This is a genomic window from Moraxella equi, from assembly GCF_002027555.1.
Classification (GTDB): Bacteria; Pseudomonadota; Gammaproteobacteria; order Pseudomonadales; family Moraxellaceae; genus Moraxella; species Moraxella equi.
On the sequence record NZ_MXAP01000083.1, the window covers coordinates 1 to 15,198 of the forward strand.

The 15,198-nt window shown below is 45.0% G+C and carries 14 protein-coding genes and 1 pseudogene; 5 read left to right on the top strand and 10 right to left on the bottom strand.

What is annotated here, in order from left to right; genetic code table 11:
• Positions 1–491: 491 nt before the first annotated feature.
• Positions 492–1,883, bottom strand: coding sequence for a class II fumarate hydratase (fumC, locus tag B5J93_RS08500; protein WP_079326005.1), 1,392 nt, complete (start codon positions 1,881–1,883; stop codon positions 492–494).
• 120 nt (positions 1,884–2,003) lie between these two features.
• Between fumC and B5J93_RS08505 the strand changes: the two genes are divergently transcribed.
• Positions 2,004–2,567, top strand: coding sequence for a 5-formyltetrahydrofolate cyclo-ligase (locus B5J93_RS08505; RefSeq protein ID WP_079326006.1), 564 nt, complete (start codon positions 2,004–2,006; stop codon positions 2,565–2,567).
• 111 nt (positions 2,568–2,678) lie between these two features.
• Here the strand turns inward: B5J93_RS08505 and B5J93_RS08510 are convergent, their stop codons facing one another.
• Positions 2,679–4,025: a Na+/H+ antiporter family protein gene (locus tag B5J93_RS08510; RefSeq protein WP_079326007.1), complete on the bottom strand. Its 1,347-nt coding sequence runs from the start codon at positions 4,023–4,025 to the stop codon at positions 2,679–2,681.
• 300 nt (positions 4,026–4,325) lie between these two features.
• Here B5J93_RS08510 and ychF point away from each other — a divergent pair, with 300 nt between their 5' ends.
• From ychF to B5J93_RS08530, 4 genes are all read left to right on the top strand, one after another.
• Positions 4,326–5,417, top strand: a complete 1,092-nt coding sequence (gene ychF, locus B5J93_RS08515; RefSeq protein ID WP_079326008.1) for a redox-regulated ATPase YchF — start codon at positions 4,326–4,328, stop codon at positions 5,415–5,417.
• 100 nt (positions 5,418–5,517) lie between these two features.
• Entirely contained in the window at positions 5,518–5,991 is a 474-nt protein-coding gene (locus tag B5J93_RS08520; RefSeq protein WP_079326009.1) for a DUF441 domain-containing protein, read from the top strand.
• A gap of 15 nt (positions 5,992–6,006) precedes the next feature.
• Positions 6,007–7,317 carry a hypothetical protein gene (locus B5J93_RS08525; RefSeq protein ID WP_079326010.1) on the top strand — a complete coding sequence of 437 codons (1,311 nt, stop codon included), beginning with the start codon at positions 6,007–6,009 and terminating at the stop codon, positions 7,315–7,317.
• 130 nt (positions 7,318–7,447) lie between these two features.
• A complete protein-coding gene (locus tag B5J93_RS08530; RefSeq protein WP_079326011.1) occupies positions 7,448–7,975 on the top strand; it encodes a hypothetical protein in 528 nt (175 codons plus the stop codon).
• Positions 7,976–8,092: 117 nt separating this feature from the next.
• On the opposite strand, the gene B5J93_RS08535 is transcribed toward B5J93_RS08530, so the two are convergent.
• From B5J93_RS08535 to ppk1, 8 genes and pseudogenes are all read right to left on the bottom strand, one after another.
• The gene (locus B5J93_RS08535) at positions 8,093–9,067 is read right to left on the bottom strand and encodes a manganese-dependent inorganic pyrophosphatase (RefSeq protein ID WP_079326012.1); all 975 of its coding nucleotides are present in this window, start codon (positions 9,065–9,067) and stop codon (positions 8,093–8,095) included.
• Between the two features lie 230 nt (positions 9,068–9,297).
• Entirely contained in the window at positions 9,298–9,873 is a 576-nt protein-coding gene (locus tag B5J93_RS08540) for a lipocalin family protein (RefSeq protein ID WP_079326013.1), read from the bottom strand.
• A 536-nt stretch (positions 9,874–10,409) separates the two neighbouring features.
• Positions 10,410–10,736 (bottom strand): thiazole biosynthesis protein, encoded by a 327-nt coding sequence (gene thiI, locus B5J93_RS14030; protein ID WP_228144908.1) that lies wholly within the window; start codon positions 10,734–10,736, stop codon positions 10,410–10,412.
• 18 nt (positions 10,737–10,754) lie between these two features.
• Positions 10,755–11,375, bottom strand: a pseudogene (locus tag B5J93_RS14035) (tRNA sulfurtransferase); the annotation flags it as partial.
• Positions 11,376–11,447: 72 nt separating this feature from the next.
• Positions 11,448–11,855 (bottom strand): THUMP domain-containing protein, encoded by a 408-nt coding sequence (locus B5J93_RS13795; RefSeq protein WP_420811405.1) that lies wholly within the window; start codon positions 11,853–11,855, stop codon positions 11,448–11,450.
• A 72-nt stretch (positions 11,856–11,927) separates the two neighbouring features.
• Positions 11,928–12,152: a hypothetical protein gene (locus B5J93_RS08550; protein ID WP_079326014.1), complete on the bottom strand. Its 225-nt coding sequence runs from the start codon at positions 12,150–12,152 to the stop codon at positions 11,928–11,930.
• A 128-nt stretch (positions 12,153–12,280) separates the two neighbouring features.
• On the bottom strand, positions 12,281–12,739 hold the full coding sequence (locus tag B5J93_RS08555) for a YchJ family protein (protein WP_079326015.1): 459 nt from the start codon (positions 12,737–12,739) through the stop codon (positions 12,281–12,283).
• Complete coding sequence (gene ppk1 / locus B5J93_RS08560) at positions 12,739–14,997, bottom strand: polyphosphate kinase 1 (RefSeq protein WP_420811404.1); 2,259 nt, start codon at positions 14,995–14,997, stop codon at positions 12,739–12,741. Before ppk1 ends, B5J93_RS08555 begins: the two co-directional genes overlap by 1 nt.
• Positions 14,998–15,198 lie beyond the last annotated feature (201 nt).

Below are 15,198 nucleotides of genomic sequence, written 5' to 3' on the forward strand. Positions count from 1 at the left end.
TTTGGGTTCGGTTGGTATACGTGCAGGACTTGACTACATCATCTTGCTCTAAAATTACACAAAAAACCGTTCGCCCTAAGCTATGTCTGTGGGTGAAGCGGTTTTTTGTTATGGGTAGGTATATAGTCGCAGAACTCTAAAATTACCACAAGTTCAATGATACATCGGTGTAGGGGCTAGCTCTGCACGCCCTATAAAATCTTCGTATCATCAAGAGCGTGGAAAGCACGCCCCTACAAATCTTGCTGTGGTAAATATCAAGTTCGCTAGGTATAGCTCACCACGGATGAAAAACCTTTGTTGTATTTTGAGCGGATTGACTATAAATATCTAGGTAAATGTATTTCTCAGACACACTCCGTCTTGCACAAAGTATCTTATTGAACAATGCCAATTATATTAAAGTTCAAATTTATTCTTGTCAAACAACAACCTTGCATAAAAAAATAAGGGCAATCACTCGCCCTTATTTACATACCCTTGATTTTTGATTACTTCGGTGCAACCATCTCTTCTGGTCGTACCCATTCATCAAATTCTTGCTCGGTCAATAGCCCAAGCTCCACCGCTACCTGTTTTAGGGTTTTGTTTTCTTTGTAAGCGGTTTTGGCAATTTTGGCGGCATTTTCATAGCCCACATGACGGTTTAGAGCAGTTACCAGCATGAGCGAATTGTGTAAAAAGTAGTCAATCTTTTCTCGCACAGGTAGAATGCCTACCGCACAGTTGTCATTAAAGCTATTACAAGCGTCCGCAAGCAGGCGAATGGATTGCAAGAGATTATAACCAATCACAGGCATAAAGACGTTTAATTCAAAATTACCGCTCGCCCCTGCCATGTTTATTGTTACATCGTTGCCCATGACCTGAGCGACCACCATTGTCATGGCTTCTGACTGCGTGGGGTTTACCTTACCGGGCATGATAGATGACCCCGGTTCGTTCTCGGGAATGGTAATCTCGCCCAAGCCACAACGAGGGCCACTAGATAGCCAGCGCACGTCATTGGCGATTTTGTTTAGGCTACCTGCCAAGGTTTTTAATGCTCCAGAGGCAAACACTTCAGCATCACGGCTTGCCAAAGCTTCAAATTTGTTGGGAGCGGTTACAAAGGGCAAACCTGTCAGTTCGGCAATTTTTTGGGCAGATTTGACGGCATAGTCAGGGTGGCTATTTAGCCCTGTACCCACAGCAGTACCACCAAGTGGCAACTGATACAAGCCTTGCAAAGCGTTGTCAATTCTTACCAGTGCCAAGTCAAGCTGTGCCACATAACCGCTAAATTCTTGCCCCAAGGTGAGCGGTGTGGCATCTTGCAAATGGGTGCGTCCGATTTTGACGATGCCTGCAAAGTCGGCAGATTTTTTGGCAAGCGTATCACGCAACGCCTTGACGGCAGAGATAAGCGAGCGGTTAATCTCAACCGCTGCTGCCACACGAATGGCGGTGGGGAAGCTGTCGTTGGTGGATTGGGCGTGGTTGACATGGTCGTTGGGGTGGACGGGTTTATAAGTGCCTTTTGGATTGCCTGCGATTTCATTGGCTCGGTTGGCGATGACTTCGTTCATGTTCATGTTGGACTGCGTGCCAGAGCCTGTCTGCCACACGACAAGCGGAAATTGGTCGGCAAGACCGCCTGCAATCACTTCATCACACGCCTGCACTATCAAATCACGCTGGCTACTCTCAATCCGCCCAAGCTCAGCATTAACGATAGATGCACTTTTTTTGACGGTTGCCATAGCGACAATGAGTGGGCGTGGCAGGGTCTCGCCCCCGATTTTAAAATTATCACGGCTACGCTGGGTTTGAGCCCCAAAATAGGCATCGGCAGGGACTTGTACTTCGCCCATGGTGTCTTTTTCAATACGAAAGTCGGTCATAAATTTTCCTTGTTTGGTAGATAAAAACTGCTAAAATGATTGGATTACTATATCATTATTAACATAAATTTTCAATCATAAATCATTATCATTTTTAATAATACTTATTTGGAAAAACTCATGTCAAACACCCTACTTCGTACTCGCATCCGTAAAGAGCGTAAAGCTTTGACCGCCAAACAGCGTGCCAATTTTGCATTTATGGCAAGTCTGCACCTACCCAAACTCTTGCCCCATTTACCCAAAAATGCCAAAATTGGACTATATCTGGACGATTTTGGCGAGTTGCCCACCGCACCGATTTTGGCATTTTGTCAAAAGCATGGTTTTACCCCGTTTTTACCGATTACCATTAAGAATAAGCCTTTACGCTTTGCCCCTGTTGTTTTGCCATTAGCCAAAACACCTCTAAAACGCCACCGACTTGGCATGCAAGAACCCTTTGTCAAATATGGCATAAGTGCTGATAAATTAGACATGATTATTTGCCCGCTTATGGCGGTGGATAGGCAGGGTAATCGGCTTGGCATGGGGGGCGGATTTTATGACCGCACCTTTGCTCACTTTCGTGGGGTAAAGGTAGGTTGGTGTTATCATTTTCAAGTGGTTGAAAATTTAACGGTTAATGAATGGGATAAGGGCGTGGATATGGTGATGACGGATAGGGGCGTGATAAGATTTTAAAAACCACCCCATGACGGAGCGGTTTATACATAAATTTGTAAAGGTAAATTGCAATTTGCCCAATGACAAAGCATTGATTTTGGGCGTTGTGTTCGCCCCCATAAGCCTAGATTATAAAACAAGCGAAGCCACCCACCCAAATACAATAAGCGGAATATTATAATGGATAAAGGTCGGTATCACGCTGTCCTTGATATGGTCGTGTTGCCCGTCCACGTTTAGCCCCATCGTAGGGCCAAGCGTTGAATCAGAAGCAGGCGAGCCTGCATCCCCAAGCACGCCTGCGGTCGCAACGAGTGCCAAAGTCGCCATCGGACTAAACCCCATCGCCATACAAAGCGGCACATACATGGTTGCAATAATCGGCACGGTCGAAAATGACGAGCCGATCCCCATCGTAACGACAAGCCCCACAATAAGCATGGCAAGACTTGCCAGAGCCTTATTCGCCCCAAACACGTCCACCGCCGATTTGACAAGTGGCTCGATATGCCCTGTGGCGGTCATCACCTCAGCAAAACCTTGTGCCGAAATCATGATAAAGCCAATCATCGCCATCATCTTAATGCCGTCATTAAAGACATCGTCTGCCTTACTCCAGCCGACCACGCCTGTCGCCATAAAAATGGCAAAACCTGACAACGAGCCAAGCACAAGCGAATCGGTTTTTAGCTGAATGACAAACGCCACAATGATAGCGATGAGCGTTACGATGATTTTGAAGCCCATTTTGGTATCATTGACCACAGGCACGTCATCGCCTTTTACCGCTAGGGTTTTGGCATTGTCATATACTCTGGGTTTACGATAACTTACAAAAATCGCCACAAGTAACCCTGTCAGCATACCGAGTGCAGGAATTGCCATCGCTTTCATTACCGAAATGCCAGACGTATCAAGCCCTGATTTGGCAAGGTTTGCCATGATAATTTCATTTAAAAATATGTCCCCAAAGCCATAGGGGATAAACATATAAGTATTGACAAGCCCAAAGGTAATCAAGCAAGTAATAAGCCGTCTGTCTAATTTTAACTCATTAAACACCGTCAAAAGTGGCGGAATAAGTAGCAAAATAAAGGCAATGTGAATGGGGATAAGATTCTGGCTTAGGCAAGCAAACAGCACAATCACGCCAAACACCGCCCATTTGATACCGCCATTTTTGGCATTTTTGACCGCCAAGATGACTTTATCCGCCAACGCCTTTGGTACACCCGAATGAGCAATCGCCATGGCAAACGCCCCAAGCATGGCATACGACAAAGCAATGCCCGCCCCGCCTTTGATGCCGTTTTGAAAATGCGTCAGCACGCCTGTCGCCCCATTTTCTACGTCCGTCAAGGGCAGTCCTGCCAGCAAACCGCCCACAACCGCCCCCACAATCAAACTTAGCACCACATGGACACGAGCAAGCGACAGCCCTACCATGATGATGACCGCTAACAGTACAGCGTTCATTTACCACCTTCTATCATTAATCAAAAATCCGATTATACCCCATTTTTACAAAAATACACAAGATAAAAACGTTTTGGTATGGTTATGGTTCAAAAGATATACTACAAAGAAAACCGTTCGTGGTGAGCCATGCCTGCCCATAACGGTTTCTTATGCTCTTCGACAAGCTCAGGGCAAACGGAAAACCCAATCCGTATTTTTATCAAATACCAATAAATACTATCAATGTTCAATACGCCCTTAATTTATCACAAAAAATTTGCTATAATAAAGGGTTTAAATTTAACAGCGAGACAACTCATGGGCTTTAACTGTGGTATCGTAGGCTTGCCAAACGTTGGCAAATCCACTCTATTTAACGCACTCACCAAGGCAGGCATTGCCGCCGAGAACTTCCCCTTTTGTACCAAAGACCCAAACACGGGCATTGTCCCTGTGCCAGACCCACGTTTAAAGGCGTTGGCAGAAATCGTCAAGCCTGAACGTGTGCTACCGACCAGCATGGAATTTGTGGACATCGCAGGGCTTGTGGCGGGGGCGAGCAAGGGCGAGGGCATGGGTAACCAGTTCCTTGCCAATATCCGTGAGACGGACGCCATTGCCCATGTGGTACGCTGTTTTGATGATGACAACGTCATTCATGTGGACGGACGAGTAAACCCTCTATCCGACATCGAGACCATCAACACCGAGCTTGCCCTTGCCGACCTTGAAGCGGTGGGACGTGCGATAACTAACGCCACCAAAAAGGCAAAAGGCGGAGACAAGGACGCTCAGGCGATTTTGGCGGTGTTTCAAAAGATTGAGCCATTTTTGGCGGACGGCAAACCTGCACGCATGGCAAATCTTGATAATGACGAGAAAAAACTCATCAAATCTTATGGGCTTATCACCCTAAAACCTGTCATGTACATCGCCAACGTGGCAGAAGACGGTTTTGAGAACAACCCCCACCTAGATGCGGTGCGTGAATTTGCCCAAAGCGAAAATGCCATTGTCGTGGCATTATGTAACCAAATTGAAGCTGAGATTGCCCAACTTGATGAAGAAGAAAAGGCGGAGTTCTTAGAAGGCATGGGCATGAGTGAAGCAGGGCTTGACCGTGTGATTCGTGCAGGATATGATCTTCTAAACCTACAAACCTACTTTACCGCAGGGGTCAAAGAAGTGCGTGCGTGGACAGTGCCTGTGGGTGCGACTGCTCCTGAGGCGGCAGGCGTGATTCACACTGATTTTGAGCGTGGCTTTATCCGTGCTGAGGTGATTAGCTATAATGACTTCATCGAATATGGCGGAGAAAAAGGGGCAAGCTCGGCAGGCAAATCTCGCCTAGAAGGCAAGACCTATATCGTCCAAGATGGCGATGTCATGCATTTTAGATTTAATGTGTAAAACGCCAAAAGCCAAAGCATAAGTTTTGGCTTTTTATTTATCTTATTTTTTTAACATTGATAAAATTAACTACAAAATTTCAATAAAAATTTAAAAACCCATGCCAAACTTTGCCCAGCTCCTAAGCACGCTTGATATTAGCCTAATTGTCCTATTTATCCTGTTAGGTCTTGGTGTGTTTAGCCAAAATAACACCATTATCATGGCGACTGCCCTACTGATTATTGTCAAGGTCAGCCCACTTAACACCCACATCATGCCTGTGGTTGAAAAATATGGGCTAAGTCTAGGTATTTTGATGTTGACGATTGGCGTACTTGCTCCGATTGCCAGCGGCAAGATTAGCGGGGAGGTAATTTTAAAATCCTTTGTCGGTGTCAAATCCTTGCTTGCCATTGTTGTTGGCGTACTGGTGGCATATTTGGGCGGACGCGGGGTCAAGCTCATGACAGATGAGCCAAGCGTCATCGCAGGGCTACTCATCGGCACGGTGGCAGGCGTAGCACTGTTTCGTGGCGTGCCTGTTGGACCTTTGATTGCAGCGGGGATTTTATCGCTGTTTTATTGGAAATAAGTTTAGGATTGTTTTATGAAACGACAATTATCAATTTCTATTTTAATCTTTATGTTATTCGGCTGTTTTGATCATCCAACAACGTCCAATAACAACATCACGCCTTTGACCGAGATATCTAGCCCGCCAATATCCAACCCACCGCCTTTATCTCGAATTAAAAAGACGTCCATTGATAAACAAAACACCCTACCTCAACAGATATCGCCATTATTTAAACATGGCTTTGACAAAGATGATTATCCCATTGGCATTCGTAAAATCTCTCCCACAGATTTTGAAAAATTAACTCATGGCAATCCCAATTTTGGCATTAGTTTTATGCCCCTTGATGATTTAAAAATCGTTAAAAAACTATTAAAAGGCATTGTGGATTTTAATTCGGACGGCAGTATCAAACGCATTCATTTTAAAAATGGCGGTGTGATAAATAACCCCGAAGGTCATTTTGTCGCTTATTATGGATATGATGATGACAATAAAAATATCTTGGTGTTAGAAGGTGGTCATTCAAGCGATATCAGCTACAATCTAAATACTGGCAAAAGCACCGAACACGTGGGTAATCCTAATCAAGCATCTATCTCATCACCCAATAAACAATACCGCTTGATTGGTCATTTTGGCGGTCAAGAATGCTCATCTTATTTTATCCAAAAACACATCAATGGCGAATGGGTAAAAATCATTGAATTTAATGATATTTTTAATGCATTGATACCGCCTGATGAACATTTATCCTTTGGTCTTTGTTATTATAATGGCAGTGTATTTTTAAATGAAAGCCATGCTTATATTGTCGAGCAACGCACCGATGATAATAACCAAGAGCGTATTAGGGTTTATGAAATCACATTAAAAGATGACCCTGCTTTTAAAAATTTTAATATTGACATCAAACCCCAATCTTTATCAGACAATGAAAATATTAACATCGATGTAAATTTTGATAATTATCAAGACATCATTCCTAAAAATGGTCATTTAAATAAAGAGCAAGCCAAATTCTTTGCAGGGTTATATCCCAATGCCCAAGAGATTTATGTGTTGGGTTTATACCATTATCAAAAAGACATAAACAGCTATGTGGTTAGCATAAAACAAAATCGGGATTTATTGCAAACCTATCTTATCAATATAGATAAAAATCACCAAATCATCGATAGCCTGCTTATTAGCACTGATGGTATCAGGGAGTTTGATTTTGACATCACTGCCATTTTACAAAAAGAGCAGATTAAGGTCATGGATAACAACGGCAGTGAGCCAAATGAAGTGATTTATCGGGTTGATGATAAGGGATATTTTTATACGCCACGCCAGTAGTTTAATAGGTTTTGGATAAAGGGGCGGATAGAACAAAATTCAAACACCCCTTTACCACGTGCTAAAATATGATATAATGTATCAGTTTTTTGCTTATTTTTAATTGTTAATTTTAAATGAAGGTAAATTTATGAAAAAAATTCTTATCCCTGCTTTGGCAATCACTTTGGGTCTGACCGCTTGCCAAAAAGCCGAAGAAACCCCTGCCGAACCAAAAGCAGAAACCGCTACTGCTACCGAACAAACCGCCACACATGACCATGCTCATGGTGAGCATGGCCACGAACACAAAGATGGCGAACACAGTCATGACCACGACCACGATGACCACAAGCATGGTGAACACGCTCACGACCACAGCCACGACCACGCTCATGATAATGGACATCACCACCATGCCGATGGCGACAAATACCAATGTGGCGACAAAACCGCCTACATCGCCGTCCACAACCACGAAGGTGAAATCGAAGCTCACCTAACCACCGATGACATTACTTATGACCTAGCCCAAGACGTGCAAACCAAAGGACGCTTTACTTCTGATGACAGTATTGCTGGCGACGACAAGGGCATGGCATTAACCATTGACAGCGATAAAGCCAAAATCACCACGCTAGATGATACCGTCATTGTCGAATGCACCAAAGCAAGCTAAAACCGTTAAGGTGTTTAAAACAAAAGACCTGAGTTACATCAGGTCTTTTTATGGCTATTTATCAGACATATAGATCAGACATCAATCCATGACAGACAAGAACAAACACGCTTAAACCTACAACTGATAATACCGCTCCAAGGCAGGGACGATTTGCTTTTTACGGCTGACCACGCCTGCCAAGGCAAAGACCTTATCATCACAGTTCGCCCCGAATGCCTTGGAGATAATCGCATTTTGGGCAGGGTCATGAGCGAGTGCATAGCCCATTTGCTCCTTGATGTCCACCACCGCAATCATAAGATAATCCACGCCTTTTTCTGCCTGAATGAGTTTGGCAGTGGCTGTTAGCTCATCGATTCTGGCAAATATCTGACTGGGGGCGACCGTCTCAATCCCTGCAATGCCCCACCTCGTCGCCCCAAACTCATAGCTTTTATAATCCATCAGCAAAATATCACGGGCGGACAGATGACTGACATCACTTTTGGCAGAAAACATCTCATCTGCCAGCCTGCCCTTATCCGCCACGCTCATCTGACACAGCTCACAGAGCTTTTGCACCACGAGACGGTCATCATCGGTCGTCGTGGGACTGCTAAGATTTAGCGTATCTGAGATGATGGCACAGAGCATGAGCCACGCCATGCTTGCGGTGATGTCCACGCCCTTTTGGGTAAACATCTCATACAAAATGGTGCAAGTACAGCCCACAGGATGGATACGCACATAAGCAGGGGTGGGCGTGGTCAGTCCGAGCTTATGATGGTCGATGACGTAGCGGATATCAAACTCCGTCAAACCCTTGATGGACTGGGCAGGTTCGTTATGGTCGGTCAATGCCACTTTATCGCCCCGTTCCACAATGTCGGTCGGGCGATTTGGGTCTAGATACGGCAGGAGCTTGGCGGGCAACTCATCATTAGGGTAACATCCAAACCAACGGGCAAGCACAAATGCCGTTTCAAGGTTCGGCTCGCCCAGACGGTATGCCTGTGCTGATATGCCTTGGGCATTTAGCCAATGGGCAAACGCAAATGCCGAGACAAAAGCGTCCGTGTCGGGGGATGTATGTCCAAAAACGTGGTGCATGGGGTTCCTTAATGGTGCTTGATAAAGATGTTTAAAAAGACGCTCAAAGAATACATCTAACAAACTTGATACTTACCACAGGTGTGTAGAGACTGGCTCTGCACGTCCTTTAATACTATCAGTTTTATAGGCGTGTACAGCACGCCCCTACATCCAAACATCATTGCATTTGTAGCAATTTTAAAGTTTCTTGGGTATATAAACCAACCAAACCTTCTTTTTTAATCATCTTATTTCTGTGGCGTTTTGGTAAACTTACTAAGCTCATAGCCGTTTTGCTTGGCAATGCCCAGATACCGCTCATAAGTGGCATCGTCCAGCGTGGGCGTGCGAGACAGCACCCACAGATATTTATGGTTGGGCGTGCCGACTAGGGCAGATGTGTAGCGTCCGCTTGTGTCTTGGTCGCTTGCCAGCACCCAATAATTGGCTTTGCCGATGGGTAATTTTTTTAGAAAACTGGGTAAAAAGCTCACTCGCAGTTTGGCATTAGTCTCATCGGTGGCGTACGCTTCGCCATTGACCGATGTCATGCCATCTTTGGTGGCACAGGCGTTTAGGACGTTGATTTTGCCGTTGTCTTTTAGGCTGTATGTGGCGGTGACGTTATGGGTGCATTTGTCCTGAAATGACATGGGCAAGCGTCCGATTTCATACCATCTGCCCAGATAGTCATCAAGGCGAATTTGGCTGACGGTTGTCGGTGCTGTGCCGTTTGTGGGCGTGGGCGTGGCAGTACAAGCACTCAGGGCGGACAAGGCGATGATACTAAAAAGTAAGGATTTGGCAGGTTTGGCGTAAGACATAATTTTTCCTTTAACACTTTAATAAATAATGTTTATCAAATTATTGTAGCACACTCCTGCTGTTTGGTCGCTGTTGTTTTGTTGTGATTTGTTCGCCACTTTTCATCCATTATTATTTTAAGCCACCACAGAGCCGTGAAACATCGTCAAGAATAAATCTCATTTAACATTAAAATAATTGTTTTGCACTCTAAAACATCATCCCAAACTTCTGATTTTTATCACATTTTTAAAAATCCCCTGCCATCTCTCCATCTTTCCCCCACTTTTCCCCAAAATCTGTGGATAAGCCTGTGGATAACTTTAAAATTTAGGGCGTTACGCCATGATTAATCGGCAATGGCAGTTGATTGGATAAAATTTATACAGTTTTTATCAGATTTTTTTCTATTTAAAATCAATAACTTACATCATAAATTTTTGGCAAATCTTTCAATATGACAATCATGTTTCACGCTCATGACATGATGACCGCCCTGTGGATAAAATAAAAACGGCAAACATGACATTTACCGTTTTTACAATAACATCAAATGCTATGATAATTTTAACACCTTAACATTATCATAACCCTTATCCTTTAAATACACCGCTTGCAAACCGCTCATTACGCCTTTTTTGCAGTACAAAAGATAAGTTTTGGTTTTATCCAATTTGTCAAATTCTGTGGCAAGTTTATAAAACGGAATGCAAATATGCGGTATGCCAAGTGGGTCATCGTCCGTCTCGTCTGTCGCCCGAATGTCAATCACTATATCATCTTTGCCAATGGCACTTGCCGTATCAATGGCATGGGTGTCGCTTGCTTGGTCTTTTATCGTGCGAATGTCAATGGTTATGGCGGCGTCAATGGCGTGTTGCAATACGCCAAAATCAAACTCACTCTCGGTGGCGATGAGTTTATGCTCCACCGCCTTGACCGTGGGGCTTTTTGAGATGACCCCACAAAACTCAGGCATGGACTTGGCGATGTCTGCCGTGCCGATTTTTTCAGCGGTGGCGATGATGTCCGCCTTATCTTTGGTGATGAGTGGGCGTAACACCAGCACATCGCTTGCCTTATCTATCATGGCAAGGTTGGTGAGCGTTTGGCTTGCCACTTACCCCAAGGCTTCGCCCGTTACCACCGCTTCGATGCGGTTTTTTTGGGCAATCACGCTTGCCACACGCATCATCATTCGCTTTAAGACCACGCCCATTTGACCATCATCAATCTTAGTCAAAATCTCGCCCACCACAGGTTCAAAATCCACCGTAGTAAAGCGTACCTTATGCGATGAACTGTAACGCTCCCACAGCTCGTACGCCATTTGTTTGGTGCCAATCTCATGCGTGCGACCGCCCATGTTAAAGAACAAATAATACACCCGACTGCCACGTCTGATAAACTCATAGCTTGCCACGCCCGCATCAAACTCACCCGAGATAAGCGACAACACGTCTTCTTGGGTGCTCATGGGAAATCCGTCCATGCCGTCATGGCGTACCTTGATAAAGAGCATTTTGTCGTGTTCAATCTCAATTTTGACGGTAATATCAGGGTTTTTAAGTTGCACCTTAGCACTGGCTATCGCCTAATTTAGCCCACCGCCCACATATTTGGCGATGTCCATGGACGTAAATGGGTGCGTGGCACGTCTTTTGACTCGCACGCAAAAGCTCTTGTTTTCAAGGCTTTCTCTTACCTTAGGCAAGGTCTGCTCAAAAATGTCATGCAAATCGGCAAAAGGCGATTCTTCGACTTCTAGAATATGATGAATGCCTGAGGTGCATTGCAATTTGTCAAGCAATATGGGGCGTGCCGACTCATTGCGATGACGCACTTCAATATAGTCCCAATGCTGAACCACAACTGCCGTCTCATCAAGGGGTTTTAGGACATTACGCAAATTTCCTGCCAAAATCTTGACAAAGCGTTTACGCACGGTGTCGCTTTTCATCATGATTTCAGGGTCGAGTTTAACAATATATTTTATAAAAATTCGGCAAAAGAAAAAGGCGTATTATACACCTTTTTGTTGGTTTAAAAAAAGCTTTCCATAACGCACCAAAAATCATGCAAACAATAAACGTATTACGGCATTTAGACGTTCTCGGTCTTTTTGATTGTGGGCGTGCTGTTTGATAAGCTCCAACACATCATTATCAAGTAAAGCGGTAATGTCGCTGTCATGATCCTGTTTTGCCTGTAAAAATCGGCTCATTTTGGGATTGGCGTGATTGCGTTTTGCGTGGCTCATGTCCCAATCTTTATAGGTTTCATAAATTTCATCTTTCATAATTTTTGATGCAATGTAATAAGTTCAATACTCTTGGCAAAATTTGTAGGGGCAAATGGCAATTTGCCCCATGATAAAGCGTTGATTTTTGGGCGAATAAATTGCCCCTATACACTCCATTTTGGTAGCTAAAGCAAAAACTTCCCACAACACGCCTTAAACTTCTCGCCACTACCACAAAGGCACGGCTGTTTGTTGGTCAGCATAACAGGCACGGTTGGGTCAAGAAAATACCACCGCTCGCCTATTTTGACAAAAGCGGACAATTCATCATGCGCCTGCTCGCCATCGCCATTGTCAAAATAGGCCTTAAAATGCACTTGGGCGTGGCGTTTGCCGATTTTGTTATGGCTTATCACGTCAAGGCGTGTCCAGTTCATGCCGTCCGCCCATGCTTGTAAGGCGGATTTGTCAAGCCTATCTTGCTGGCTTGGAACGGTTGTGGCGATGATATAGTCCACGTTTTTTAGATAAAAAGAGCCAAACCTTGATTGCATAAGATGCTCGGCAGTAGGGGCAGGCGTACCGTCATGATAAGGCTGACAGCACACTGCATAAGGGTTGCCCGAGCCACAATAACAACCCATCAGGCACGCTCGCAGATTTTTTCTAATAGGCACTGCTGAGCGTCGTGAATGTCCGTGCCGTCTTTATCATGATGGACTTGATTCCACTCGCCACGCCCATCAAGCTCCCACGCCTGCACGTTATCGCCAAGGTAGTTTATCAGCCCATCTTCATAAATGCGTTTAAAGAGTCTCTCATCCAAAATCGGAAACGCCACTTCCACACGGTGCAGCAGGTTTCTGTCCATCAAGTCAGCACTCGAACAGTAGAGCTTTTCATCGCCATCATTATAAAAATAATAGACACGGGTATGCTCCAAGAACCGCCCCACGATAGAGCGTACACGGATATGCTCGGACAAGTCCTTGACCTGTGGACGCAGACAGCAAATGGAACGGATAATCAGGTCAATCTCTACCCCTGCACGACTTGCTTCATAGAGCTTGTTGATGATACCACGCTCGGTGATGGCGTTACATTTTAGGATGATACGCCCTTTTTTACCGTTTTTGACGTGATTAATCTCATCATCGATGAGGCGTATCAGTCCATCATGCAGGGTAAAAGGTGCGTGCATGATGTGATGGGATGGCAATGGTCTGCCCATGCCTGTGAGCTGTCCGAACACGCCTGCCACATCGGCACAAATCTCTTCGTGAGCGGTAAACAGCCCATAGTCGGTATAGGCTTTGGCATTGCCAGCGTGATAGTTGCCCGTGCCTAGATGAGCATAACGGCGGATTTTGCCGTCTTCTCGACGCACGATGAGCATGAGCTTGGCGTGTGTCTTGTAACCGACCACGCCATATACCACAATGGCTCCGGCGTCGGTCAGCATATTGGCGACAGCGATGTTACTGGCTTCATCAAATCTGGCACGCAGTTCGATGACGGCGGTCACTTCTTTGCCGTTACGAGCAGCAGCGGCTAGGGCTTGGACAATCTCTGAGTTGGTGCCAGAGCGATAAATGGTCTGTTTGATGGCAAGTACATCAGGGTCGTTCGCCGCCTGCCACAAGAGATTGACCACAGGTGTGAACGCATCAAAGGGATGGTGTACCAGCACGTCTTTGTTTTTCATGACATTAAACATGGACGTGTTGTCTTTGGCGACTTTGACCGTCTCCATGCCCTTAAATGGCTTGGGGATGGCGTGCGTAAATGGGGTAAATTTTAACTCAGGCTTATCAAAACTTGTCAGCATGCGAGTCAGGTTCACAGGACCATTGACCCGATAAAGCTGCGACTCATCAAGCTCAAACTCTTTTAACAGTAACTCATACAGCTCTTTGGGACAGTTGGTACTTACTTCTAGACGCACCTTATGCCCAAAACGGCGGTTATCAAGCTCACCTTCTAACGCCTTAGCTAGGTCTTCGACATCATCGGACACATCAAGGTCGGCATTACGAGTCAGTCTAAATTGATGACAACCCGTGACTTTCATGCCCAAAAACAGCTCGCCCACATGCTCATGAATCACCGCTGAGAGCATGATATGGTGGTCTTTGCCCCCTGTCAGCTCATCGGGCAGACGTATCACACGAGGCAGTGAACGTGGGGCAGGCACGATGGCAAGCGACAAATCCCGCCCAAAGGCATCTTTACCTTCTAGACTGACGATAAAATTCAAGGACTTATTGACCACTCGGGGAAATGGATGAGCAGGGTCAATGCTAATAGGGGTTAAGACAGGCAACACTTGATTAAAAAAGTACTCCCGCATCCACGCCTTTTGGGCATCGGTCAGCTCATGACGTTTAAGATAGCGGATGTCCGATTTGGCAAGCTCAGGCAAGATGTCTTCATTTAAGATGCGGTACTGCTCTTCGACCGCACGGTGTGCCACTTGACTAATCTCCGCCAGTAGCTCGGATGGTTTTCGCCCGTCCAGACTGCTTGACTTATCGCCATTTTTCATTTTTTGGATAAGCCCTGCCACCCGAATTTCAAAAAACTCATCCATATTTGATGAAAAAATAGTCAAAAAGAACATACGCTCCAACAGCGGATGGCGTGGATTGGTCGCCTGAGCCAGCACCCGAAGCTGAAACCGTAGCGTGGACAAATCACGATTGATAAAGCAGTCAGGGGTAAAATTGCCTGATTCATCAATAATTTGTTCAATGTGGTGCAAATCCGTCGGTGCAGGGGTCTGCCCGAGCACACTTTGCATGGCTTGGTTTTCAATACTAGGAGCGGTGTCAGCATTTTGGTGCGTGATGGCGTTGGGCTTGCTGATTTGCTTGGCGGTCTTTGGGGCGTGTGGTGCGGTCATGGTGTCTCCTTTTAACTTTTTAAAAATAAACTTTTTAAAATAATAAAACAACATCATCTATCTTATCATCATTTTATGAAAATTTGATAAAATTTTAAAGTCCCATTCTGCCATTTTTCCCCAATTTAAATGGCTTTTATCGTGGCGTATTTATCATTGTTTATTTTGTAAATTCATCTCAAATTTTCATTGCTTTTTTGT

What these genes read in the sequence shown, in the direction of transcription:
- fumC (WP_079326005.1), bottom strand. Translation starts at nt 1,883, where the DNA reads ATGACCGACTTTCGTATTGAAAAAGACACCATGGGCGAAGTACAAGTC.
- B5J93_RS08505 (WP_079326006.1), top strand. Translation starts at nt 2,004, where the DNA reads ATGTCAAACACCCTACTTCGTACTCGCATCCGTAAAGAGCGTAAAGCT.
- B5J93_RS08510 (WP_079326007.1), bottom strand. Translation starts at nt 4,025, where the DNA reads ATGAACGCTGTACTGTTAGCGGTCATCATCATGGTAGGGCTGTCGCTT.
- ychF (WP_079326008.1), top strand. Translation starts at nt 4,326, where the DNA reads ATGGGCTTTAACTGTGGTATCGTAGGCTTGCCAAACGTTGGCAAATCC.
- B5J93_RS08520 (WP_079326009.1), top strand. Translation starts at nt 5,518, where the DNA reads ATGCCAAACTTTGCCCAGCTCCTAAGCACGCTTGATATTAGCCTAATT.
- B5J93_RS08525 (WP_079326010.1), top strand. Translation starts at nt 6,007, where the DNA reads ATGAAACGACAATTATCAATTTCTATTTTAATCTTTATGTTATTCGGC.
- B5J93_RS08530 (WP_079326011.1), top strand. Translation starts at nt 7,448, where the DNA reads ATGAAAAAAATTCTTATCCCTGCTTTGGCAATCACTTTGGGTCTGACC.
- B5J93_RS08535 (WP_079326012.1), bottom strand. Translation starts at nt 9,067, where the DNA reads ATGCACCACGTTTTTGGACATACATCCCCCGACACGGACGCTTTTGTC.
- B5J93_RS08540 (WP_079326013.1), bottom strand. Translation starts at nt 9,873, where the DNA reads ATGTCTTACGCCAAACCTGCCAAATCCTTACTTTTTAGTATCATCGCC.
- B5J93_RS08550 (WP_079326014.1), bottom strand. Translation starts at nt 12,152, where the DNA reads ATGAAAGATGAAATTTATGAAACCTATAAAGATTGGGACATGAGCCAC.
- B5J93_RS08555 (WP_079326015.1), bottom strand. Translation starts at nt 12,739, where the DNA reads ATGGGTTGTTATTGTGGCTCGGGCAACCCTTATGCAGTGTGCTGTCAG.
- ppk1 (WP_420811404.1), bottom strand. Translation starts at nt 14,997, where the DNA reads ATGACCGCACCACACGCCCCAAAGACCGCCAAGCAAATCAGCAAGCCC.